We start from the raw sequence: 24,452 nt of genomic DNA on the forward strand, positions 1-24,452 counted from the left end.
CGATTCATGTCAAGGGGTTTCTTTCGTTACCCAGTCGTATATACTCAATGCAGGCCCTATCTCCGAAGCCGTTATTTGCGATGGACCGATGCAATTTTTTAGGGAGCCTCAGATTGCATGCGGATGCAGGGATTCGTATCCGTTGATACGAAAGCTCTGAAGCATGCTGCGGGCACCCACCTTGATAGGTGGGTTCATCCTTAGGCCGGGGGTAGGGCTTTTTGGGTTATGTTTCAAAAAGTGTGTCTTTTTGCTGCCCGAATCCTTTGTTGCAGCGGCGTTCGCCGCATGTGGCGTTATTCGATGGATTCCTCAAGAAAACGCTCGATAAGGCCATTGATGCGCTCCGGAGCATCGGTGTTGGAATTGTGGCCTGCGGCTTCGATCCATTCCATGGGGAATCCCGACCGAGCCTCCCATGCGCGGTTGTAGCGCTTGGCGGATCCGGCCGCATCCTTTTCTCCGCAGATGAGCAGCGTGGGGCAATCAAGGCTATAGGGGCGATTCTTTTCGACCGCCTCCGCAAGCACGCGGTAGCCCCAAGCGGCAAGGTCGACATACTCGTGCTTCTCGTACGAAACCATCATATCGCGCATGAGAGCGCGCCCATACTCGCTGACGGCGACACCGTTTGAGCCAATATCCAACAGTAGCTTCCAAGGAATCGACGCGTAAATGCCTCGCGTATGCTTGAGCGCCCAAAGCTCAAGTGCCGAGTAGTATGAACGCTGAAGCGGACAGGAATCGATGGAGATGAAGCCCGCCACCTCTCCGGGGTGCAGATCGATATACGCTTGCGAAACGTAGCCTCCCATGGATTGTCCGATCAGCACCGGGCGATCGAACCCTTCACGCTGCAGAATTCCATGCAGCATGCGCGCCAGATCGTCCATGCTCCAGTTGAGGGCAAACGGGCGCGACAGCCCATGCGAAGGCGGGTCCCAAACCAGGCAGCTTGCCCGCCTCGCAAAATGCTCGATCTGCTTGTCGAAAAGTCGGTGATCCGCCGTAAGGCCAGGGAGAAACACAAGCTGAAAAGAGTCGCTTGCCTGGGGTGAGACCCAGTAGCAGATGGAACCGCCGGTAGTAGCGAAGGCCTTCTCGAGCATGACACTCCTCCCGCGACATGGGCCAAGCAATTGCGCTTTACATTGTAGCGGCACCTACGCCCCGCCTCAGCGAGACTCGCTGACGGAAAAAGGGGGGCGTGCCGGGCTTGAGGCCGCGCGGCCCACCCCGGCGATACTCGCTGGCGGTTGACCTTGATGGAAGCGAAGACCCTAGGATGCACTTTCCAAACCGCCTGGACGCCAAACGCTCATCGCCTGTGAGGCCAGCGCTGTAAACCCAGGTATCTTCTCCAAGCCATCTGCGACGTCAAGCGGGCAGGCGGCGTCCGATGGGATAGACGCACGCACGATGCGATTCCAAACCGCCTGCGACGTCAAGCGAGCAGGCGCTCCTCCGCACGAATTGTGACGATTCAGAAACGGGAAAATCCCGTCTTTCTAGCGCGCCCGCGAGGGTCTATACTATGCCCGCATTTTATTCCAGCATGTTTCAAGCGGCTCAGCACATTTCTTCGCAACACCCCCCCCACGTCTTGACGGCACCTTCGAAACGCGTGTCGCACGATTCCGACGCGCACCGCGAAATGCCCGATGCACGCCGAGACGTCCGCCCGCATCACGCGGACGGATGCCGGGCGCGCCAAGGCTACCAAGCGCGCCTTGGCGCACGCCCGCATTGCCTGAATGGGTGGATGTTCGCGTTCGGGATGAATGCTTGCGCCCAGCAAGATAAAGCCGCACGAAACCGCACGCGCCGACCAACAAACTCGAGAAAGGACATCAGATGAGCGAACCCACGTACACGTTCCGCCTTGCCACGCCTGACGATGCCGAAGCGCTTCAGGCCATATACGCCCCGTACGTGGAGACGTCCATCACGTTCGAGCTCGAGGCGCCTAGCGTCGAGGAGTTTCGCCGCCGCATCGAGGAGCGCATTTGCATCTACCCCTACATCGTGGTGGAAGAAGACGGCGTGCCTATGGGCTATGCGTATGCGAGCCGCCTGTTCAGCCGCGCCGCCTACGATTGGGCCGTGGAGCTTTCGGTATACCTGTCGCGCGATTGCCGCGGACGCGGCCTGGGACGCGCCCTGTACACGCGCATGCTCACGCTGCTTGAGATGCAGGGCATCCGCAGCGCGCACGGCAAGGTGACCGAGCCCAACGAGGCGAGCGACAAGCTGCACCTTTCCATGGGATTTCGCCGTGTGGGATTCATGGACAACGTGGGCTTCAAGCTGGGCAAATGGCGCGATGTTGGCCATTACGAAAAGCTGATAGGCGATTTCGACAGCGCACCCGACCCCGTGATTCCTATCACCAAGCTCGATCCTGCCAAGGTTGAGAAGGTGCTGCGCGAGGGGGCCTAGCCGCCCCACATCTGCGCCCAATTGGACCGCCACGACCGTCAGGCCGAAGAGCAACGAGAACGCCCCCCCCCCGACGAGAACGCCCCCCGAAGCTCCGACTCGCATCTGCGCCCAATTGGACCGCCGCGGCACCTGCGCTGCACTATTCGTGCCTAGTTGGGCCGCTGCAGCCCCTGCGCAGCACTATGCCAGCCCAATTGGACCTCCACATCCCCTGCGCAGCACTATGCCAGCCCAATTGGACCTCCACATCCCCTGCGCAGCACCATTCGCGCCCAATTAGCTCGCCGCAGCCCCGCACAACTCTATGCGCGCCCAATTGGACCGCCGCAGCCCCCTCTATTGCTCTATTCCTCAGTTTTTGCGCCGCCCGTGCCCGAGAAGCAAGGAATAGAGCACGCCTTTGCGCGCTGGAAGCGCTCCAACCGAAATTCCCTTCCATAAAACACCTTTTCACCTGGGATTACATACTCCATCAAGGAATGCCTTTCATCATCGGCACCCATAGCGTGCTCTATTCCTTGACTTTCGGTCGCAACATGACAAAGAATCAAGGAATAGAGCATTGCCTGCATCACGCTTGCCTTTTGGGTATACAATGCAAAGACCATATGCTGAAGCTCCAGCGCCGCGCAATGCGCAGCAGCGAAGGCACTTACGCTACAGAAAGGCTGAAACCAATGGCAAGGAAATTCACAAACGTCATCGTCCGCCGCCCCGGCAAGTCGCTGTGCGACGGCATCACCAGCGCTCCCGAGCTGGGCAAGCCCATCTATGAGAAGGCCATTGAGCAGCATGACGCATACATCGAGGCATTGAAGCAGTGCGGCGTGGAAGTGACCGTGCTGCCCGCGCTGGAGGAATACCCCGACAGCTGCTTTGTGGAGGACACCGCCGTGATCACCCGCTGCGGCGCCATCATCGACAACCCCGGCGCCGGCAGCCGCAACGGCGAAGCCAAGGAGATGGAGCCCACCATCCGCCAGTTCTTTGACGACGAACATATCGCCCACATCACCGCGCCCGGCACGCTCGAGGGCGGCGACGTGATGATGGTGGGAGACCATTTCTACGTGGGTCGCTCCGCCCGCACCAACGAGGAAGGCATCCGCCAGTTCATCGAAATCCTCGAGGGCTGGGGGCTCTCCGGCTCCGAGGTGCCGCTGGAGTACGTGCTGCACCTGAAGACCGGCGTGAACTATCTGGAAGACAACAACATGCTGGTGGCCGGCGAGTTCGTGACCAAGCCGGAATTCCAGAAGTACAACCTGATCGAGGTGCCCGAGGAGGAGGCCTACGGTGCCAACTGCATTTGGGTGAACGGCACCGTCATCGTGCCCGAGGGCTACCCCACCGTGCTGGCAAAAGTCCAAGAACTCGGCTACAAGACGCTCGTGGTCGACACCTCCGAGTATCGCAAGATCGACGGCGGCCTGAGCTGCCTGAGCCTGCGCTTCTAATCAGGCAGCCTTTCTGGCCCACTACGCGCCTTCATCAAAATCGCGCGCTATTGCAAAGCGGAGCCCGTGCAGTACGGGTTCCGCTTTTTCGTTTTGGCGATACACCGCCATACCTTAGCCTGCGACGCTGGCCTCTCGTTCGCCGGCGCTGTTTCGCGCGCATCGCTATCCGCTCCTCGTTCGCCGGAGCTGTTTCGCGTGCACCGCCATCCGGCCCTCGTTCGCCGATGCACGCCCACGCCCGCGGCTTTGCCCCTAACGCAAAGCCGTCGGTATCAAGACGGTCGGTCTCAATGCCGCAGGTGTCGGGATCCGCGCGTTCCCGCGCAAACACCTCGTGGCCACCCGACCGCTCGGCGGAGATTGCGGGAACGCCCTCCGAAACCTCTTGGCAAAACTACAGGAACGCCCCAGGTACTACGATGCGCCCCTCCGTTGGACGCTCCGCAACAACTCCTTCAGCAACAAAAAGGCCGACCCTAACGGATCGGCCCCAAGAAAGCGAATGAGGTTTGGCTGAAGCTAGTCGCAGCACTTGCACTTGCAGCCAGCTTTGACGGAGCGACGCTTGCCATGGGCGCCCTGAGCCTTGGCGGCAAGAATCAGCTTCTCGGTGAGGGCGTTGAGCTGCTCGATTTCCTCGTCGGAAAAATCAGCGAGAAGGTTACCGGCCACCTCGGTGTGCTTGGCGCAACGCTTCTCAGCGATTTCTTCACCCAGCTGGGTCAACGTGACCTTGTACGTGCGCGGCTGCTCGACATCGGACATCTCCACGTAGCCATTGCGCACGGCCTTCTTGACCACGGCCTTAAGCTCCGCGCGGTCGAACGAGAGCACGTCCACCAGCTCGCGCGAAGTCATAGCGCCCTCGTGCTTGTGCAGCACTTTGAGCAGCGCACCCTGTCCGCGCTTGTAGCTCTTGGGGCCGTTCTTATGAAACGCGCGGTTCACCAACTTGGAAGATTTCTTCAGCTGCGCCAGCGTTTTGGTCTGCTTGCTCATTGCATCCTTCTCTCATGCTCAGCCACCCATATGCCATGTGTGGCAGTTTCCGTTGTGTTGATGCGTATTATGGCGCAACCGCAACCATCATCTCTATTATTCAGTTAAAGTGCATTGAATATACATTTATCCAGGTAGATGACTTGATTCATATTATCTATGATTTAATATATTCTCACAGATGATTATAGTTTGGGAAACATCGTCATCCAAGCTCGCCGCCATTCCGCCCCGCTTCCACGATCCCCGACGCCCCGACCGTTCGGCGGCGGTTGCAGAAACGCCCCAGAACCCATTGACAAAACTATAGGAACACCAAAAAAGAATATCGACAGAGCCAAAGCAGTTCCCGATAAAAGCAAAAAGGCCCGGAGCGATTCCGGGCCTTGGCTGTGTTTCAGAAGAAGCGCTCCCGTTAGAACTTGCGGAAACGGTTGTAGCGGCGCTCGAGCAGCAAGTCGTGCGGCACCTCTGCAAGCTCGTCCAAGCGATGCGTCACGTAGCGCTTGACGGCGTTAGCCGCAAGCTCGGGGTTGGCGCTCGCCGAACCCTCGCCCTCTTCGAGCACCGCATCGATGATGCCCATCTCAAAGATCTCGTAGGCGTTCATGCGCATGACCGCGGCCGCCTCAGGCGCACGCGAGCGGTCCTTCCACAGGATGGATGCGAAGCCCTCGGGCGAAAGCACCGAATACACCGCGTGCTCCTGCATGGCGACGCAGTCCGAAAGCGCCAGAGCCAGCGCGCCGCCGCTGCCGCCTTCGCCCACCAGCACGCTGATGATGGGCACGCGCAGGCCCGCCATGGCGAACAGGTTATCGGCAATCGCGTTGCCCTGGCCGCGCTCCTCGGCCTCTTTGCCGCAGAACGCGCCCTGCGTATCCACGATGCACACGATGGGCATCTTGAAATGCTCGGCGGAGCGCATGAGGCGCAAGCTTTTGCGGTAGCCCTCAGGCTCGGGGCAGCCGAAGTTGCGTTTTATGCGATCCTGCAGGTCGCGGCCCTTTTCCTGCGCGATGCACATAACGGCTCGCTCGCCGATCCAGCCCACGCCGGCGAGAATCGCTCCGTCATCGCCGAAGGCACGGTCGCCATGCAGCTCGAAGAAGCCCTCCACCATCGCGTCCAAGTAGTGCGACGCCGTAGGACGATGCGTATCGCGCGCAATCTGTACGCTGCGCCAGGCAGGATTGTCCTCGCCCTCGCCGTCTTGAGAAGCCCCGCGAGCGGGCAGCGTAAGAAGGGCCGCCACGCGCTTGCCGCTTTCCTCGATACGCTGGCGCTCCCACGCGTTGGGACGACGCAAGGGGCGCGTCACGGCACGGCCGACGGCGCGCACGGCAGCGGACACGAGCCCGCCCGTCGCGGCAGGCATCTCGTCGCCATCGGGCGACACGGCGCCCTCCTCCACCTCTTTTGCGGTGGGGTGCGCCGCCAGAGCGGCCTTCACGGCGGAGTAGCCGCGCGGGGCCTGGGCATGCAGAGGCGCATGGAGCGGTTGCAGATCAGCATCGCGGGCCTCGTAAAGCGCAAGCAGGTTGGCCAATGCGGCTCGCAGGCGCGAACGCTCTACGATGGCGTCAATCAGACCGTGCTCCAGCGCGAATTCCGCCGTCTGGAATTCCTTAGGAAGCTCCTGGCGGATGGTGTCCTGGATCACGCGGCGCCCGGCGAAACCGATGAGGGCGCGGGGCTCAGAGATGATCACGTCGCCCTGCATGGCGAACGACGCGGTAACGCCACCCGTGGTGGGGTCGGTAATCACCGCGAAATACGGCAGACGCGCCTCGGAGTGACGCTTGATTGCGGCGGAGATCTTCGCCATCTGCATGAGCGACACCAGGCCCTCCTGCATGCGAGCGCCGCCCGAGCACGTGAAGATCACCAGCGGCAGGCGCTCGCGCGTGGCGCGCTCCACCGTGCGCGTGATACGCTCGCCCACAACCGAGCCCATAGACCCCATGAAGAACGTGGAATCCATGATGGCAAGCGCGAGCGGCATGCCGGCGATTTTGGCGCCGCCGCAACGCACGCCTTCGGAGAGGCCGGTACGGGTGCGCATCTTCTCTATTTTCTCCAGATAGCCGGGGAACTGGAGCGGGTCGGTCTCGGGAACATCCTCGATGTCGGTCCACTCTTCGAAGCTCTCGGCATCCACCAGATCGTAAATGCGCTCGGTGGACGTCATGCGGAAATGATGCCCGCAATCGGGGCACACCTTGTGGTTCTCGCGCACGTGTGCCGCGTCAGACACCTTGCGGCACTTGGGGCACACGGTCCACGATTCGGCCGTGGTCTGCGGCAGCTCGCACTTTAGGCAGTCGCACACGGCCCATGCCTTGGACGTGCCGCCGAACGTCACCGCCGAGGCATCGGCCTCCAGGCGATAGACGCTGCGACCCGCCTCGACCGCCATGCCCACAAAGCGCTCGTCGGATGCAAGGCGACTTCCCACCAGCAAGATGGCGCGCGCGTTGGCCACCTCTGCCGCCGAGAGAATGCGGTAGTTGTCCTCGAACGCGCCCTTGCCGCGCACCGGTCCGATGCACACGCTGCTATCGGCCAGCTGCAGCTGAGGCTCTTTGGCCATATCCTCCGTGTACACCATGCACGTGGCAACGCCCACCGCGCGGCATGCCGCCATGACGCCTTCGGCCGTGCGACCGGGATCGACCACCAGCACGCGATCGCAGCCGCTCATGCGGATGTCGACCAGGCTCTGCAGCTCTTCAGCGTCAACGCCCGTCACATCGCCCGCCATGCCGTCGGCGATGGCGTGCGTGGATTTATACTCGTTCTTCGCGGATTCCACCAGCTCGCCGATGCGCTCGAGGCTGCTCGCATCGCCGGGAATCTCACGCGGGATTGTGATATAGCCCGCCTTGTTGGAGCGACGCGCCACGGTATCCCCTTTCCTTCATACCGCCCTGGCCCACACGGGGCCAAGGCTGCGGGACTGCCCCGCAAGCAGGCCCGGCAAGCCACCGCCTGCCAGGCCACCGAGTTAAGCCAATACGTATTTCTGCGTCGCGGAGGCGGCCACATTGCCGCCCACGAACGCGCACACCTCGGCTACGCACATGCGCTTGGAGGATTTGACGATCTTCGCCTCAAGGCGCAGCGTGTCGCCGGGCGCCACCTGATGGCGGAACTTCGCGCCATCGATGCCGGTCAGAAAGCCGATTGCACCTTCGCGTTGCTGGGCCACCAGGATGCAGAAGCTCGCCGCCTGGGCAAGCGCCTCCATGATGATGACGCCCGGAAGCACCGGATGGCCGGGGAAATGTCCCTTGAACAGGGGCAGATCGGGATCGACGTCAAGCTCTGCCACGATGCTTTCACCGGGCACGCACGCCGTCACGCGGCTCACCCATACGAACGGGTCGCGATGAGGCAGCACCGCCTCCACGACTTCTTTCCCGCAAGGATACGTGATATCCATTTTTCCTCCTTGAGGCGGAGGCGGATGCCCCACCCCCTGAATTTGCCAATCGCAACAATACCCGCGAGAACGATTCGCGAAACCCGCAGGTCGCCAGAATGTCCATGCAAGCCTACTGCATACCGGAACTCTAGCGAAAGAAAGCTCCCCACCTTGTTGATCGCCGCAAGGTCAGCGAGGGTGAATCTGGCGAGTCATATTGCCCCGAAAGAGGAGCGCCGCGTACTTTGGTACGCAAGCGACGATTGAAGGGCAAGATGGCCGCCAGATTCATCCGCAGCGTCAAGCGGTTCGGAGGCTGCTAAGCCGCCGAAATCCCTAAAACGGTGCAATAGCCAAGCTCGCGTTGTGGCCGCCGAAGCCCAGCGAGTTGCTCAACGCCACCTTCTGGGGGTAGTCGGTCACGGGCTCGAGCGGAACGTTCACGCCGCACGCGGGGTCAACGTTCTGGGTGCCGGTGGTAGGCGGCACGCAGTCGCGCGCCACGGAAAGCGCGCACACGATGGCCTCGAGCGCGCCCGCCGCGCCCAGCGTGTGGCCGGTGCAGCCCTTGATGGAGGTCACGGGCACCTGAGCGCCGCGCTCCTCGCCGCACAGCGCCTTGATGGCGGCCGACTCCATGGCGTCGTTGGCCGAAGTGGACGTGCCGTGAGCGTTGAGATGGCCCAGGTCATCCGGCGTGAAGCCGCCCTCGGCGAGCGCCTGGCGCATCGCGCGCACCGCGCCCTCGCCAGAAGGCTCGGGAGCGGTCATGTGGTATGCATCGCCCGTGGAGCCGAAGCCCGCCACCTCGGCGATGATGTGCGCGCCGCGCGCCATGGCGTGCTCGAGCGACTCGAGCACCACGGCACCCGCGCCCTCGCCCGGCACGAACCCCGAACGGTCGACATCGAACGGGCGCGAGGCGGTGTCGGGATCGTTGTTCTTGGTGATGGCGCCCAAGTTGCCAAAACCTGCCAGGCAGATGGGCACGATGGATTCCTCGCTGCCGCCGGCAAGCGCCGCGTCGGCATAGCCGTGACGAATCAGGCGATAAGCCTCGCCGATGCAGTGGTTGCCCGTGGCGCACGCGGTCACGATGGACAGGCAATCGCCCTTCATGCCGTAGCGAATGGACAGGTTGCCCGCGCCCATGTTCTCGATCATGATGGGGATGAACAGCGGGTTCACGCGCTTGGGTCCCTTGTCGTGCAGCGCGATGCAGCCCTCTTCGAACATGCCGATGCCGCCGATGCCGCTGCCCCAGACGCATGCCACGCGCGTAGGATCCTCGGCCTCCATGTCAAGGCCCGCCTGCGCCATGGCCTCGTCGGAAGCGATCATCGCGTACTGCACGAACGGCGCCAGACGACGAGCGTCCTTCTTGGAGAACCCGAAGTTCAGCGGGTCGTAATCGGGAATCTCGCCCGCAATCTTGGACGCAAAATCAGTGGTGTCGAAACGCGTGATGGGAGCAATGCAGTGCTTCTTGGCCATGAGCGCGTCCCACAGGGTCTCGACGCCCGCGCCAGCAGGCGAAATGGCGCCCATGCCAGTGATCACCACGCGATGCGTGCCATCGGGTTTACGCATATCCGTCATAGTGCCAATCCTCCGTCTACTTCGATGACCTGGCCCGTAATGTAGGCAGCCGCGTCGCTGGCGAGAAACGCCACCACGGCCGCGATGTCCTCGGGCTGCCCCATGCGCTTCATGGGGATGCCGCCCAGCACGGCCTCTTTCGCCTTCTCTGGCATGGCATCGGTCATGTCGGTCTGAATGAATCCGGGCGCCACCGCGTTCACGGTCACGCCGCGCGAGGCAACCTCCTTGGCGAGCGACTTGGTGAGGCCCACCACGCCCGCTTTGGATGCCGCGTAGTTCGTCTGCCCCGCATTGCCGTGGATGCCGGAGATGCTGGACATGTTGATGATGCGTCCGCGACGCGCCTTGGTCATGGCGAAGGCGGCAGCGCGACAGCAGTTGAAGGTTCCTTTGAGGTTGACGGCGATCACGCGGTCGAAATCCTCTTCCTTCATGCGCACGAGCAGTCCGTCGCGCGTGATGCCGGCGTTGTTCACCAGCACGCTCACGGCGCCCAGCTGTTCGGCGGCGTCTTTGATCAGAGCCTGAGCCTCGTCGAAGACGGACACGTCGGCCTGAATGGCGAGCGCGTTCACGCCATACGCCTCGCGCAGATGGGCAGCGACTTCCTCGGCCGCTTCCTTGCTGCCGGCGTGGGAGTGGTTAACCGCCACATCGTAGCCGGCCGCGGCGAGAGCCTCGCACACCGCGCGACCGATACCGCGCGCGCCGCCGGTCACGACCGCGCACCCCTGGGAGGAAGCGGCCGACGCGGCGTCTTTATTCATTACGTCCATAGAAAGGACCCTTCTCTCTGCCCAACATATGCGGTCGTCGAGCAATCCCGAACCAATGAAAGATTTTTGGACAACGCAACAGGTTAGCCGGCAGCGTTTGGCGCAAATCGACGGTTCTGCGCGCCGCTGCGTAGGCAAAACCGCCAGAATCAGTCGGTTCTGTCCGCACAATGCGCAAGACGGCTCGGTTTGACGCCTTGTTTTTCCGGCCAACCCGCAAAGTTGTCCAAAAATCGGCCTGGAAAATGTCCCAGAATCATGGAACCGTGCCACGCACGCCAATACGGCACACGCATCGCACGCGCCCCATGGCACTAAGCACTCAGATGTTCCTTCACAGCGGCGATGTCTTCCGCAGATTCGGCCTTGAAGCGAGCTGCGGATTTATCGGTGCGACGCACCAGCCCTACGAGCACGCCGCCGAAACCGCACTCGACGAAGGTATCGACGCCCTGCTCGGCAAGCCACAGCACGCTCTGCTCGAAACGAACGGGGCTCACCACCTGGGCGACCAGATGGTGAGCCGCATCCGCCGCGGCGAGAGGCCGAGCATCCACGTTGCACACCAGAGGTACGCTCGCCTCGCGAAACTCGATGCCCGCAAGGAACTCGGCGAGCTCGTCGGCCGCGCTCTGCATGAGCGGGCTGTGGAAAGCGCCGGACGTGGCCAGCATGGCGGCGCGATGCTTGGGACGAGCGACCCAGGCCTCCTGCGCACGCGCAACGGCGGCGCGATCGCCCGAAACGACGATCTGGCCCGGCGAGTTGTAGTTCGCAGGCACCAGCACATCGCCCTCGGCGCACGTCTCGCACACCTCTTCCACCTCGGCGGGCTCGCCGCCCATAAGCGCGCACATCGCCCCATCGCGCTCGGCGGCCGCTTTGGCCATGACCGCTGCGCGAAACGCCGCGATGCGAAACGCATCCTCGACGCCCACCATGCCCGACACGGCGAGCGCGCCAATCTGGCCCAGCGAGAAACCGGCCACGAACTGCGGCTCAACGCCGGCTGCCCGAAGCGCTGCAGCACTTGCCACCGAGCACGTGCACATGGCGGGCTGAGCGATGGCCGTGTCGTTCAAACGCTCGGGCGTGGCATTGAGGCAGGCGTCTGCAACGTCGAAGCCGAACACATCGGCCGCGGCATCGAACACCTCGCGCGCTTCGGGGATATCCAGAAGCCCCACGCCCATGCCGGGCTTCTGCGCGCCCTGGCCAGAAAGCAGGAATGCGACCTTGCCCATGCCCTACGCCTCCTTGGATGCGCGAGCGGCGTTCGCATCGGCGAGCGCCTGAAGATCCAGCGCCCCGCGAGCGGAGCCTTCCTCCATGAGCTCACGAAGCACCTCGGCCGCGGTCTTGCGCTCATGCACCAGGCATGCCACCTGACCGGCCATCATGGATCCGTTGTCCACGTCGCCCTCGACGGCACGGCGCAGCGAGCCCACATAGTACTGCTCGAGCTCGTCGGAACCCATGTTGGAATCCTCGAGCTTGCGCACGGCGCGCGCCCACTTGTTCTTCAGGCCGCGCACCGCATGCCCGCTGCCGCGTCCTGTGACCACGGTGTCGGAATCCTTCGCCTTGAGCACGCGCTCTTTGTAGGCGTCGGCCACGCTGCACTCCTCCACGGTGAGGAAACGGGTGCCCACCTGCACGCCCTCGGCGCCCAGCGCGAAGGCGGCCGCCATGCCGCGACCGTCGGCGATACCGCCGGCGGCAATGACGGGGATGGATACGGTGTCGCACACCTGCGGCACGAGCGCCATCGTGGTGAGCTCGCCGATATGGCCGCCCGACTCAGTGCCTTCGGCCACAACCGCATCGACGCCGCACTTTTCCATGCGAGCCGCAAGGGCGGAAGAGGCGACCACAGGAATAACCTTGGCGCCCACCTCTTTCCAGCGCCCGATGAATGTAGAAGGGCTGCCGGCGCCGGTGGTGATCACGTCTACGCGCAGCTGGGCCAAAAGCTCAGCAAGCTCTGCCGCGTTGGGATCCATCAGCATGACGTTCGCGCCGATGGGGGCATCGCCCGCTATGCCGCGAGCGATCTTCACCTGCTCCTCCACCCAATCAAGCGGCGCGCCGCCGCAGGCGATGATGCCAAGGCCGCCGCCCGCCGAAACGGAGCCCGCAAGCTTACCGTCGGCGATGCGTGCCATGGCGCCCTGCATAATGGGGTACTTCGTGCCCAGAAGCTCGGTCACACGAGTTTTCAAAATACTGCCTCCAATAAAAATCGTATTGCAGGTCACCGAAACGGCGGAACTACTTCAGGCCGTCGATGTAGGTGCACAGCTGCTCGATGGTCTCCAGGCCCTCAGGCTCACCGAACTCGACCTCGCAGCGGTCCTCGATCTCGGAAATGAGCTCCACCATGTCCAGGGAGTCGATGCCCAGGCCCTCGAAGGTGGCCTCGGGGGTTACGGTTTCGGCGTCGATGTCGAGGTTCTCGGACAGAATCTCTTTGACGATGTCGATGGTTGCCATGATGATCTTCCTTTCGTTCGATATCTTTCGTTTTGGCCCGCCACTCGGTTCAGACCTTGCTTTCGATTTGTTTACTTCGCGATTCGCTCGGATGTGACCAGCCGCTTTTCCTGCTCTTCAAAAAACTCCTTGACCTTGACGAGCGACCGCGCGAACACGGCCTCCTCCTCGGGGCTAAGGACCGAAAGGGCGGCGTCCACCAGCTGCTTGTGGAAAAGCTCATGGGTCCGATAGGCGGAGCGCCCCGGAGCCGTGAGCGAAACCAGAACCTGCCTGCGATCGGCCTGGCTGCGCGAACGTGTGACGAAGCCCTTGGATACAAGCTTGTTGATCGAGGCAGTGAGCGTCGCGAGCGTCACCCCCAGCCGAGCGGCCACCACGTTCATGGGGCTCGAATCATGGAGCCCCACCGCATGGATGGTATGGATCTCGGCGATGGTGAGGCTTTCCGTCAGCCGATTATTGAGCACGTCCTGCTCGACGCGCAGAATGCTGTTGAACGTTTCCACCAAGAGGTCGTTGACCTCCTGGCGGCCCAGAGCAGTGTCAGTCATGCTCGTCCTTCCGCAACCTTCCTACAGATCGCGCGGGGCCATGGCGATGCCAAGGGTGCCCATGCCCAGATGGGTGGCGATGATGGCGCCGCAGTTGTCGACGGAAACGGTCTCGTAGTCCACTCCCGCATCGGCGAGAGCGTCGACCAGCTTGTCGATACCCTTCTGATTGCGAGCCTGCAGAAGGCGCACGCGCGCAGGGCCATGCTCCTCGACATAGGACGTGAGGTAATCGGTCATGGCGGAAATCTGGCCCTTCTGGCCCTTCACCTTGTCGAGCACGTTCACCAAGCCGTTCTCTTCAGTGAGGGTGATGATGAGGCGAATGTTGAGCATGCCGGCCTGGCTAGCCGCCTCGGCGGGCATGCGTCCGCCCTTGACGAGGTTCTCCAGCGTCTCGGGGGCGAGCACGATGCGGCAGGAGTCGCGGTAGGCGTTCAGCTTGTCGCACATCTCGTCGAGCGTGATGTCGGTCTCGCACAGCTCGCACGCCTTGTCAACGAGCAAGCCCAGAAGCGAGGCGGCGCCACGGGAATCAAACGTGCGCACCGGAATGGGCGAGGTCTGGGCAGCGATCTCGGCGGCCTGAATGGTGCCCGAAAGCGTAGGGGCGATATGCATGCTGACGATGCCCTCGTACCCCTCGCTCGCCAGGCGCTCGAACGCCTGAGCGAAATCATGGGGAGACGGCTGCGAGCTGGTGGGCAGCGTCTCGGAGGCGATCATCTTGTCGTAGAACTCATCGCAGGAAATCTCGTACTGGTCGGTGTAGGATTCCTCGCCGCCGAAGTTGACCTTCAGCGGAACCATGGTCACGCCGCGGGCGGCGTAATCCTCGAAATGCCAGTCGCACGTCGAGTCGGTGACAATAGCGATTTTCACGCGGTACTCTCCTTCTCTCGCTTGCGACGGACTCCGCGCGGCCGCCCGTGGGCGACAGGCGCCCCAAACCGCAAGGCGCAACGCAGCCATCCGTCAAAACCGATAGGGAGTATACCTTATTGTTTTGATAATCAAACTATTTTATAACCTAACCATATTTCTTTCGAAAATCGCCCAGAAGGCGCTGCCATGAAAAGGCCCGCGACGCACGCCGACGGGCCGATGCCGCAGAATACTCCCGCGCTCATCCCGCACGAAGCCGAGAGCGAGCGCGGAGCCGAAAGCTCACCTTTGCATATGCCTTGCGTAGTGCGCATGCCGATGGCAAGCGCGACAGGCCGACGCCCACAAAAGGCTTTTTACGAATCAGACGACACGCCCAACGCCTCATAGATATCATGCACGGCGTAAAGCGATCCGAAACAACAGGCCACGCCTGCATCGCCGTCGCGCGCCGCAGCTTCGCGAGCCGAACGAGCGGCGTCGCCCACGCTCGCGCACACATGCACCTCAAGCGCGGTAATCCCCAGGCTATCGGCAACCTCGCGCACCGCTTGAGCCAAATCGCCTGCCGCAAGCGCACGTTCATTATCCGCCTGCTCGCAGCAGTAGAAGCGCTTGGCGAGGGGCAGCACGCTCGCGAGCATCGAGCGGTAATCCTTGTCGCGCAGCACGCTCATGGCAAACGTCACACCGCCCTGTGGGAAATACTCGCGCAGCGAAGACGCCAGCGCGCGAGCGCCCTGGGGATTGTGCCCGCCGTCGACGATGACCACGGGAGCCTCCCCCACCACCTCGAAGCGACCCGGCCAACGCGTGGCCTCCAGACCCTGCTTGATTGCAGCGTCGGAAATGTCAAAACCGCGCGTGCGCAGAAGGCGGGCGACCTCGATGGCCACAACGGCGTTGCTCGGCTGATACACCCCCGCAAGCCGCAAGCGCACATCCGTGATGCCGTCATAGGAAAACGCCTGGCGCAGGCCCTCCGCATGCGCATGAACGCGACCGAAACGCGGCACTATAAGCGGCGCGGCCACCTCGCGCGCACGGTTGCGAATAACCGCCATCGCCTCATCGGTCTGGAGAGCGCATACCACGGGCACGCCGGGCTTGATTATGCCGGCCTTCTCATGGGCGATCTTGTCGATGGTGCCGCCCAGCACATGGGTATGGTCGAGCGAGATGGGCGTGATGGCGCAGGCGACAGGGTCTACCACATTCGTGGAATCCAGACGTCCGCCAAGCCCCACCTCGAGCACGGCCGCATCGCATCCGACGCGCGCGAAATGCGCGAGCGCCACAGCCGTGATCAGCTCGAATGCCGTGGGGCGTTCGTCCATCGCTTCCGCGATGTCGCGCACACGGCATGCATCTTCATACAGATCCTCGTCGGAGATATCGCGCCGATTCACCTGGACGCGTTCGTTGAAACGCAGGATGTACGGCGAGGTGAACAGGCCCGTCTTATAGCCCGCCGCTTGCAGAATGCCCGCGATGAACGCGCTCGTAGACCCCTTGCCGTTGGTGCCCGCCACGTGGACGATACGCAAACCGTCCTGCGGACGCCCCAATCGCTCCAGCAGTTCGCGCGTGCGATGCAGCCCAAGCTTCACATCGCGCCACGCCCCCTGCTGGAGATACGCCTTGGGATCGAATTCTTGGCCGACTCCACTCATGCCCAAATCTGACACAGGCAACTCGCTTTCATATGTACTCAGCGACATGCGCCGCAGCAGCTAGCAGCCACCGAGACAAACCGCGACCACGGCAAACGCGGACACGGTCAATGCCGACACAACCGACTCTGATGCAAACGATGCCGACACAGCCAATGCAATCGCGGCAGACTGCAGCCACCATGGACATGCCTATAGCTTTGCGTCATTTTGACACCGAAATTCTCTTATCCGGTGCAAATCGGCATCAAAATGACGTGATTCGCCCACAAAGGGCACACCCCCGAACGAAGTGCTTACTGCTGCCGCAAGAATTCTCCCAGCGTGCGGAAATCTTCCTCGAGCGATTCGCGCTTGGTGCGGTCGTAGATGGCGGCCGCAGGATGGAACACCGGGAACACCTTGAAGCGCCCCGTCTGCTCCAGGCGCCCATGCAGCTTGGTGATGCCGCGATCGGTGCGCAGGATGAACTTGGTGGCAAAGTTGCCCATGGTCACGATGTACTCGGGCCCTATCGCGCGCACCTGGTCGCGCAGAAACGGCGCGCACAGCGTGATCTCATCGGGCTGCGGATTGCGGTTCGAAGGCGGTCGGCATTTGAGCACGTTGCCGATGAACACTTCTTCGCGCGTGAGCCCCGCGTACCCCAGAAGCTCGGTGAGGTATTTACCCGCGGCGCCCACGAACGGGCGCCCCTGCAGATCCTCGTTTTTGCCGGGCGCCTCGCCGATGAGCATCACGCGCGCCTCGGGATTGCCGAAACCGGGCACCACGTTGGTGCGACCCTCGCACAGATAGCACTGACGGCACGCCGCAACGCTCTGGGCAATCATGTCCAGCAGCTGCTCGGGAGTTTCCTCGCCCACGGGCGCGATGGTCTTGAAATGGTCGTTCACGATGGTCATGTCCGAATCCTTCTCTATATAAGCGAAACGCCGCACTCGAGTCGCTGCCCCGCGCGACGCCTGCGGTTATCGTAGATACACCTTGGGCATGCGGGCCGAAAGCGCGCAGCATACCTCATGCGGGATGGTTCCCAGCATGTCGGCGATGTCTTCGATGCTCACGGCGGCTCCCCCCTGGGCGCCCACCAGCAGAACCTCATCTCCCACTTGCGGATCAAGGCGACGGTGCGTGCCGTAGCTGCGCAGGTCGACTTCGAACATGCACTGATCCATGCAGATGTTGCCCACCTGACGGCAGAGGTGCCCGTCATATACCACCGACGCGCGGCCCGAAAGCGCGCGTGCGTAGCCGTCGGCGTATCCGATGGGAATCGCGCAAATCTTGACCGAGCCGGGGCTGCGGTAGTTCATGCCGTAGCTCACGCCCTCGCTCATGGGCGGCATGTTGATGGCGGTGATGCGAGCGTGCACGCTCATCGCGGGACGCAGGTCAAAGCGCCCGCGCGTCTCGGGGCACGGATGAAAGCCGTACATAGAAATGCCCAGGCGAGCCATATCCATGTGCGTTTCGGGATAGCGCAGAAGCGCGGCGGAATTGGCGCAGTGCACAAGGCCGGGATTGATGCCCATTGCGCGAATGGCGGCGATGGTCTCCTTGAAACGACGGAACTGCATGTTGAAGTCCAGCGTTTCGGCACAATCGGCCGTCGCGAAATGCGTGAACGTGCCTTCCTGCACCAGAGCGCGATGGAAGCTGATCTGGCGAAGGAAATCCACCGCTTCGTCGAAACGCACGCCGATGCGGTTCATGCCCGTGTTCACCGCCAGATGGAAGGGAGCGCGCAGCCCGTGCGCGTCGGCCTCTTCGGCATAGGCGATAGCGAACTCCGCGGTATAGACCGACGGCATGAGGTTGTAGGCGAGCAGCACCGGAGCCGCCGTTGCAGGAGGCTCGGACAGAACCAGGATAGGCGCCTCGATGCCCGCCTCGCGCAGCTCGACGCCCTCGTTGACCGTGGCAACCGCAATCTGCGCGGCGCCGGCGGAAAGCGCGGTGCGCGCCACGGCAACCGCCCCGTGCCCGTAGCCGTTCGCCTTGACCACGGCCATGAGGCGGCATCCGGGCGTGAGACGCCGCTTTGCCACAGCCACGTTGTTGCGGATGGCGGAAAGATCGACCTCGATCCATGACCAGCGGCGATCGGGGCCCGTTATGCCTTCGAGGCGCTCCTCGGAAAACTCGTCGGGTTCTGCCTTCATACGGTACTGCGCATCAGAACGCTCGCGCGCGGCACGCAGGAACTCCTGCACGTCGCGACCCGTAGACGCCCCCTGCGCCCCAAATGCATTAAAGCTCATTTCCGCCGTCCTTTTTCTTACTTGCCCGCCTTGCGAGCATAAAGCGCATTGTTGGCAGCCAGCCAGGTTTCGATGGTGCCCGTGTCGAAGCCGTCTTCCTCGGAGATGACCAGGGCGTACATCTCCTCCTCCTTGAGCACGGCATCCAGCGCATCGGTGAGCTGGATTTCGCCGCCCACGGTGGGCTTGGCGTCGGCCAAAAGCTCCATCACGCGAGGCGAGAGCAGATAGCGCCCAAACACGGAGAGATTGGACGGGGCATCTTCCAGCTTGGGCTTCTCCACCAGGCCGGACACCTTCCACACGCCCTCTTCCACCTGCGTGCCGTCGATGATGCCGAAGCGACTCACCTGGTCATCGGGCACAGGAAGCACGGCGATTACGCTGGCGCCTCCGTGAGCGCGAGAAATTTCGAGCATCTTGGGGCACACGTTGTTGTCGGGCACAAGCACATCGCCCAGGAGCACGAAGAACGGCTCGTCGCCGCATGCCTCGGCAGCGCAGTGGATGGCGTGACCCAAGCCCAGCGGCTCGTCCTGGTACACATAGGATACGTTGAGATTGCCCACGCGCTCCACCTCGTCGGCGTAGGCGTCTTTGCCGCGAGCGCGCAACGTGGCGACGAGCTCGGGGTCGGGCGAGAAATGCTTCTCGATGGAGGTCTTCTCGCGACTGTTGATGATGACTACTTCGTCGGCGCCGGAAGAGAGCCCCTCCTCCACCACGTACTGAATCGCCGGACGGTCAACCACCAGCAGCATCTCTTTGGGCTGCGCCTTGGTAGCGGGAAGGAAACGCGTGCCCATGCCCGCCGCGGGAATCAATGCCTTCATGCAAGTGCTCCTTGTCTTTTCGAATGCCTCTTTCAAGGCACGCTCACGCCGCCGGCATCGAGCCTGCCGCGTGGCGCCGCTACCTCATGGCGGCTTTTCGGCGGCCTTGCGCAAGCGCGACGCAATGGCGTACGGCGATTTTGACCATAACAGACGTATTGTACTGCACTTTGGCGCAAGCGACGCGCGCCCCCATCAAGGCTGCACGTCAAATGGAGGCAAAAGAACGCGCGAGCGCAGTGGACCCTCGAAACCGCCCGCGTTAGATCCCTGATGGAAGGAACGAAAAGCGTGCAACCGCAAATAACACAACCGCCATATGCTAGGCCCCTGATGGACGAAACAAAAGCCGCCCGAGCGCTCCTTTGGCCGCTCCTAGGCAATGCGCCAATCAAGACGTTAAAACGCACCAATCGAAACGTTCAAACACACCAATCGAGACGTTCAAACGCACCAAGCGAGACTTTTCAAAAAAGGAAGATCGCTTGGCGGCAGTCGTGCTGGAAAAGTCGCGTTTAGCGTGATTTGCATAAGCTCCTGCTGAAAAAGTCGCGTTTAGCGTGATTTGCATAAGCTCCTGCTGAAAAAGTCGCGTTTAGCGTGATTCGCGTAAGTCCCTGCTGAAAAATGCACGTTTAGCGAGACTCGTTCTTGTTCGAAAACCACCCTTTTCGAAAAGCGAAAGTAATAACAATTCCTCCATCAGGCATTATGCAAAATCATCATACCGAGAGACGAAAGAGAAATTCCCATAAGTCGCGCTAAACGCGACTTTTTCAACACGAGGGGCCCCGAATCGCGCTAAACGCGACTTTTTCAGCAGAAAGAGACTACGACAGCATACGTCAGGAACTGCGACAGAATGCGGCAGGGACTACGACAGAATTGTGGACCCTCATGCCGCATGCCGGACGCCGGCGGCACCCCAATGCCGAACAGCACCGCCGGCTGTTTTAACGATTCGCATTCTTGTAGAAACCAGAAAGCTGCGTCGTAGCGAGGCGTGCCAAGCCGATGCCCAACAGGCGAATGCCGACGGAGCTTTTGTGCATGAGCATCGAATTGGATGCATAAATGATGAATGAGAACACCGGCCCCGCACGGAACTTTTGCGTATGCGCACCGAATCCGACGCTTGCATCATTGCGCGTCCGGAGCAACGACTCCACGATGGCCTCGCCACCCTCATAGCTGCCTTTTATCTTGCATCATTGCACGCCCGGCACGGCAACTCTACCGACCCCAGTAGAGCTCACTCGACCGTCAGTGAAGCCCCGGTTCAGAGGGAATTCTTCCATGAGGATTCTTGCCGGCCTCAGACGAGCCGGCAGTTGCAACCAATGCGGCAAAACCCTGACGACTATACGAATTACGCCTACCGGCCTCGGGCGGGCCGTACAGATGCGATTGGCCGGAAAAGTCGCGCTTCCGGCCACGCGCCCGTCCGCCACCCGCCCGGCACACGCGCACTTGGGCGTTCATCACGCTTCCGGCCACGCGCCCGCCCGCCCCGCGCCCGGCACACGCGCACTTGGGCGTTCATCACGCTTCCGGCCATGCGTCCGTCCGTCACAGGAAGCCCTCGCGTGAATCGCCCGCAGCGACGCGCTTCCTGCCACACGCCCGCCCGCCGCCCGCCGAACGCGGAATCGCTCGCCTATTGCGGCTTAGATGTCAGATGCCAGCCGCCGCAGTAGCGGCACTTGTAGCTGCGAAGGCCGCGCGTTCCGTGCTCGGCGCACAGGCGAATGGCCTCCTCGGCATCTGCATGGCTCGAATAGCGATTCTTGGAGGCGCAGGCTTTCTCATAGAGAGCCTCGTCGTGCTCAACCGCCTGACGCTCGCTGCGCTCTTCTTCGCGCGCGAAAATATCGTCGAGGCCGCCCAACCCACCATCGCCAAGCTGCGATTTGAACGCCGCGACCTTTTTCATATTCGCCGAAGGCTTTCTGCTTTTGCCCATAGCCCTCCCCCTTCAGCCGCACTGTCATTGAGCGGAATTGTATCGCAGATTGGCGCGACGCACCTACTCGGCCACCACATTGCGCTCCTCTTCGAGCAAGTTTTGGAAACGGCAGAGATTCGGCGTAAACTAGACCAAGACACTGAGCAACTCGACGCGCCCGACAAGCACGGATGGAAACGAGGCAGCATGAACATAGCCGTATACTGCGGGTCAAGCCCCGCCAAGAACCCCCATTTTACCGAATGCGCCCACGAACTGGGAGAATGGATTGCGCGCAACGGGCATACGCTCGTCTACGGCGGCAGCTCTGTGGGGCTTATGGGTATCGTGTCTCGCGCTGCGCTCGATGCGGGCGGCGCGGTGTACGGCGTGGAGCCACGCTTCTTCATTGAGGCGGGTGTGGCGCAGCACGACCTCACCAAGCTCTACGTGACCGACGACATGACGCAACGCAAAGCGAAGATGATCGAGCTCGCCGATGCGTTTGTCGCCATTCCCGGCGGCGTAGGCACGCTGGAAGAGATATCGGAAATCTTCTCGCGTATCAGGTTGGGGCTCGGGCCCGACGAGTGCTTTTTGATGAACATCGACGGGTTCTACGACCCGCTGAAATCGTTGCTTCACGGCATGTACGCGCAGGGATTTCTTTCCCAGGACGACCTCGATCGCATCCATTTCCCCGAAAGCCTGGACGAATTCGCGCGCATGCTGGATGAGTCTCGAAAGCATCCGGCAAAGCACCTCGCCACCGCAGCGGAGCTGAACCCGCCGAAAAAGCGCTAACGTTCATGACGGACAAGGCGCACGCATGCGAACGCATTCGATACGCAGAGCTTGAAGCGCAGGCAGGAATCAAGAGGCGATGAACAGGTCTCCGGAGTGGCAAGGCGTAAAGGGGGCAGGAGGCGAGCTCAATCGGGTCTTCAACAACATATCGCGTTCTTAATGCGGCCGACGATTCGTCATCGGTCATCTACGTAATCGATTCGGCGAAACACCCGTTCGGCATAGCCCAAGCGGCCTACGGGTGCGCATCGACGGTGGTCGCCATCCCCATTGCTAACTGGAACGACGCTCTCACGCCTTGGCCCGCACCAGGATTCTACGAGGATGAGCCATGGTTCGGCGGGCACGGCGACGAAACGCTCAAGAACCTTCTGAACCACACGATTCCCAAGATCGAGGCGGACCTTGACATGTGCCGCACGACCGCGCAACCCGCCCTCCATAACGATAATGCCGGATCGATTAGACGCGCCATCTGCGGGTATTCGCTCGGCGGGTTGTTCGCGCTCTACGCATTCGTGAACGACGCACGCTTCGATGCCTGCGCGAGCATTTCGGGGTCGCTGTGGTATCAGGGATGGATGGACCATCTTCGCGAAACGACGGAAAAGCTCGTCTCCTCCGGGTCCGTCGACCCCGACCGACCCGGCAAACAGGACCGCTATGCGTTTCTCTCGGTTGGCAAAAAGGAGTGCAAATCGGGTCTGCCCCTGTTCCGCTGCGTTGAAGACAACATGCACGCAAGCGCCGACCTTCTTCGCACCGTCGGCTGCCGGGTTGACGCCATCGTTGGGCCCGGCAACCACATGCAGCACATTCCCGAGCGCTTCGAAGCTGCGCTTGCCGAGCTGGACGAATTCCTCGCACGCCCGTAGTCCTTCGGCGCTCCACCGCTGCGGAGCTCGCAATATGCGCCATTCTCGGAAAGACCGCCACGCGTGGCCTCCGCACCACTCGCAGCACGTTCGCCGCTCGAAACCGTTCCCCGCTCGTAGCATGCTCGCCGTTGAAGACGCCGCCTTCTTGCTCTACCATGACGTGACGTTCTGTCGACGCAGGCGAAGCGCTCGCTCTCGCCATCCGTGCACGACTGCCCGCATGCAGCCGCTCCGGCGCCGACAGCCCTTACACGAATGCGAATCAGAGCGTAAGCACGCAAAGGAGACGGACTGTGGCGCGCATCGACTTCGACGCCATCCCGGCATCGACATACAAGATTCTTCTCATCGTCGTGACCGCCATCTGGGGGTCGACGTTCATCATGATGAAAGACGTCGTGGGCTCCATCGATCCCGCGTGGCTCATAGGCATTCGCTTCTTCTCTGCCGGCATCATCCTGCTCATCGCGCTGCGCAAGCATGTGGCGCGCTTCATCTCGCGCAAAGTGGTGAGCATGGGCGTGCTTCTGGGCATCTTCGATTTCACGGCCTTCCTCTTCCAGACCATCGGCCTTCAGCACACCACGCCCGGCATCAACGCGTTCCTCACCGCCACGTACTGCGTGATCGTGCCGTTCATTTGGTGGATCGTCGCGCGCCGTCGCCCCACGCTCATCAACGTGACCACGGCCCTGCTCGCCCTCGTGGGCATCTGGCTGGTCTCGGTGAGCAGCTCCGACTCGGGGCTTACGCTGGGCATCGGCGAGGGGCTCACGCTGCTCGGCGCCGTCATGTTCGCCGTGCACATCGTATTCGTATCCAGGTTTTCGCAGCTGGGAGACGTACTCACGCTTACCGTGCTCCAGTTCCTCACCGAAGGCGCCTGCGGCCTTCTGATAGGCGCCGCGTTTGAAACCGCTCCCACCCTCGCTACATTTACCCTGCCTATCGTGGCGCAGCTGGTGTTTCTCGTCCTTTTTGCGAGCATTTTCTGCTTCGGCACGCAAAACATCGCCCTGGCGCATGTTCCACCCGCCCAGGCGTCGCTGTTTCTGAGCCTCGAATCGGTGTTCGGCGTCATCTTCAGCGTAGCGCTGTATGGCGAGGTGCTCACCGCACGCCTCATCATCGGCTTTGTCGTCATCTTCGTCGCCATCGCAGCCAATGAAACGCTGCCGCAGCTGACCGATAAGTTCAAGAGGGGCAAGTCCGGCCAACAGGAATAGCCCAGGCGCGAACTTCAGCAAATGAACTCGAAGATACGCAACGTGAGGCTCCGTCATTGCGACCGGAGCCTCGCATTGCTTCGACGGCATGGAGCATCCGAAGAGCCCGCCCAGGGCAATGCTCCAAGGACAGCGCAAATGAATGGGGCTCCGCAAATAGCCGATGCGAAGCCCCATGATGCGTCGCT

At 61.9% G+C, this 24,452-nt stretch carries 22 protein-coding genes and 1 other RNA gene; 6 read left to right on the top strand and 17 right to left on the bottom strand.

Going from position 1 to position 24,452, the window contains the following annotated elements; genetic code table 11:
* The first annotated feature begins 50 nt into the window (after positions 1-50).
* Positions 51-222: non-coding RNA, 6S RNA (gene ssrS, locus DMP06_RS11935), on the top strand.
* A 74-nt stretch (positions 223-296) separates the two neighbouring features.
* On the opposite strand, the gene DMP06_RS00260 is transcribed toward ssrS, so the two are convergent.
* Positions 297-1,109, bottom strand: a complete 813-nt coding sequence (locus tag DMP06_RS00260; protein WP_123207748.1) for an alpha/beta fold hydrolase — start codon at positions 1,107-1,109, stop codon at positions 297-299.
* A 745-nt stretch (positions 1,110-1,854) separates the two neighbouring features.
* Here DMP06_RS00260 and DMP06_RS00265 point away from each other — a divergent pair.
* Positions 1,855-2,439, top strand: a complete 585-nt coding sequence (locus DMP06_RS00265) for a GNAT family N-acetyltransferase (protein WP_123207749.1) — start codon at positions 1,855-1,857, stop codon at positions 2,437-2,439.
* 347 nt (positions 2,440-2,786) lie between these two features.
* Here DMP06_RS00265 and DMP06_RS00270 read toward each other — a convergent pair whose 3' ends face one another.
* Positions 2,787-3,017, bottom strand: a complete 231-nt coding sequence (locus tag DMP06_RS00270; protein ID WP_148042465.1) for a hypothetical protein — start codon at positions 3,015-3,017, stop codon at positions 2,787-2,789.
* Between the two features lie 102 nt (positions 3,018-3,119).
* Here DMP06_RS00270 and DMP06_RS00275 point away from each other — a divergent pair, with 102 nt between their 5' ends.
* The gene (locus tag DMP06_RS00275; protein WP_123207751.1) at positions 3,120-3,899 is read left to right on the top strand and encodes a dimethylarginine dimethylaminohydrolase family protein; all 780 of its coding nucleotides are present in this window, start codon (positions 3,120-3,122) and stop codon (positions 3,897-3,899) included.
* A gap of 522 nt (positions 3,900-4,421) precedes the next feature.
* Here DMP06_RS00275 and DMP06_RS00280 read toward each other — a convergent pair.
* The 15 genes from DMP06_RS00280 to DMP06_RS00355 form a co-directional block, all read right to left on the bottom strand.
* On the bottom strand, positions 4,422-4,901 hold the full coding sequence (locus DMP06_RS00280; protein WP_123207752.1) for a MarR family winged helix-turn-helix transcriptional regulator: 480 nt from the start codon (positions 4,899-4,901) through the stop codon (positions 4,422-4,424).
* A 415-nt stretch (positions 4,902-5,316) separates the two neighbouring features.
* Positions 5,317-7,806, bottom strand: a complete 2,490-nt coding sequence (gene accD / locus DMP06_RS00285) for an acetyl-CoA carboxylase, carboxyltransferase subunit beta (RefSeq protein ID WP_220092507.1) — start codon at positions 7,804-7,806, stop codon at positions 5,317-5,319.
* Between the two features lie 102 nt (positions 7,807-7,908).
* Complete coding sequence (gene fabZ, locus DMP06_RS00290; protein WP_123207753.1) at positions 7,909-8,346, bottom strand: 3-hydroxyacyl-ACP dehydratase FabZ; 438 nt, start codon at positions 8,344-8,346, stop codon at positions 7,909-7,911.
* Between the two features lie 318 nt (positions 8,347-8,664).
* Positions 8,665-9,927: a beta-ketoacyl-ACP synthase II gene (gene fabF / locus DMP06_RS00295; RefSeq protein ID WP_123207754.1), complete on the bottom strand. Its 1,263-nt coding sequence runs from the start codon at positions 9,925-9,927 to the stop codon at positions 8,665-8,667.
* Entirely contained in the window at positions 9,924-10,706 is a 783-nt protein-coding gene (fabG, locus tag DMP06_RS00300; RefSeq protein ID WP_338056778.1) for a 3-oxoacyl-[acyl-carrier-protein] reductase, read from the bottom strand. Before fabG ends, fabF begins: the two co-directional genes overlap by 4 nt.
* A 314-nt stretch (positions 10,707-11,020) precedes the next feature.
* Positions 11,021-11,950 (bottom strand): ACP S-malonyltransferase, encoded by a 930-nt coding sequence (locus DMP06_RS00305; RefSeq protein ID WP_123207755.1) that lies wholly within the window; start codon positions 11,948-11,950, stop codon positions 11,021-11,023.
* 3 nt (positions 11,951-11,953) lie between these two features.
* Positions 11,954-12,928 carry a nitronate monooxygenase gene (locus tag DMP06_RS00310; protein WP_123207756.1) on the bottom strand — a complete coding sequence of 325 codons (975 nt, stop codon included), beginning with the start codon at positions 12,926-12,928 and terminating at the stop codon, positions 11,954-11,956.
* Between the two features lie 49 nt (positions 12,929-12,977).
* On the bottom strand, positions 12,978-13,199 hold the full coding sequence (locus tag DMP06_RS00315; protein WP_123207757.1) for an acyl carrier protein: 222 nt from the start codon (positions 13,197-13,199) through the stop codon (positions 12,978-12,980).
* Positions 13,200-13,270: 71 nt separating this feature from the next.
* Positions 13,271-13,753, bottom strand: coding sequence for a MarR family winged helix-turn-helix transcriptional regulator (locus DMP06_RS00320; protein ID WP_123207758.1), 483 nt, complete (start codon positions 13,751-13,753; stop codon positions 13,271-13,273).
* A gap of 21 nt (positions 13,754-13,774) precedes the next feature.
* The gene (locus DMP06_RS00325) at positions 13,775-14,635 is read right to left on the bottom strand and encodes a DegV family protein (protein ID WP_161957762.1); all 861 of its coding nucleotides are present in this window, start codon (positions 14,633-14,635) and stop codon (positions 13,775-13,777) included.
* A 359-nt stretch (positions 14,636-14,994) separates the two neighbouring features.
* Entirely contained in the window at positions 14,995-16,326 is a 1,332-nt protein-coding gene (locus DMP06_RS00330) for a bifunctional folylpolyglutamate synthase/dihydrofolate synthase (RefSeq protein ID WP_245962300.1), read from the bottom strand.
* A 281-nt stretch (positions 16,327-16,607) separates the two neighbouring features.
* On the bottom strand, positions 16,608-17,216 hold the full coding sequence (locus tag DMP06_RS00335) for a uracil-DNA glycosylase (RefSeq protein WP_123207760.1): 609 nt from the start codon (positions 17,214-17,216) through the stop codon (positions 16,608-16,610).
* A gap of 66 nt (positions 17,217-17,282) precedes the next feature.
* Entirely contained in the window at positions 17,283-18,575 is a 1,293-nt protein-coding gene (gene alr, locus DMP06_RS00340) for an alanine racemase (RefSeq protein ID WP_123207761.1), read from the bottom strand.
* Positions 18,576-18,592: 17 nt separating this feature from the next.
* Positions 18,593-19,408 (bottom strand): UTP--glucose-1-phosphate uridylyltransferase, encoded by an 816-nt coding sequence (locus tag DMP06_RS00345; RefSeq protein WP_123207762.1) that lies wholly within the window; start codon positions 19,406-19,408, stop codon positions 18,593-18,595.
* 1,657 nt (positions 19,409-21,065) lie between these two features.
* Complete coding sequence (locus tag DMP06_RS00355; protein ID WP_123207764.1) at positions 21,066-21,371, bottom strand: hypothetical protein; 306 nt, start codon at positions 21,369-21,371, stop codon at positions 21,066-21,068.
* 189 nt (positions 21,372-21,560) lie between these two features.
* On the opposite strand from DMP06_RS00355, the gene DMP06_RS00360 reads away from it, so the two are divergent.
* The 3 genes from DMP06_RS00360 to DMP06_RS00370 all read left to right on the top strand — a co-directional run bounded on the left by DMP06_RS00360 (position 21,561) and on the right by DMP06_RS00370 (position 24,264).
* Positions 21,561-22,157, top strand: a complete 597-nt coding sequence (locus tag DMP06_RS00360; protein WP_123207765.1) for an LOG family protein — start codon at positions 21,561-21,563, stop codon at positions 22,155-22,157.
* 257 nt (positions 22,158-22,414) lie between these two features.
* The gene (locus DMP06_RS00365; protein WP_245962301.1) at positions 22,415-23,035 is read left to right on the top strand and encodes an alpha/beta hydrolase; all 621 of its coding nucleotides are present in this window, start codon (positions 22,415-22,417) and stop codon (positions 23,033-23,035) included.
* A gap of 296 nt (positions 23,036-23,331) precedes the next feature.
* Positions 23,332-24,264 carry a DMT family transporter gene (locus DMP06_RS00370; RefSeq protein ID WP_123207767.1) on the top strand — a complete coding sequence of 311 codons (933 nt, stop codon included), beginning with the start codon at positions 23,332-23,334 and terminating at the stop codon, positions 24,262-24,264.
* The last annotated feature ends 188 nt before the right edge of the window (positions 24,265-24,452 follow it).

The organism is Slackia equolifaciens (assembly GCF_003725995.1).
GTDB classification, from domain to species: Bacteria; Actinomycetota; Coriobacteriia; order Coriobacteriales; family Eggerthellaceae; genus Slackia; species Slackia equolifaciens.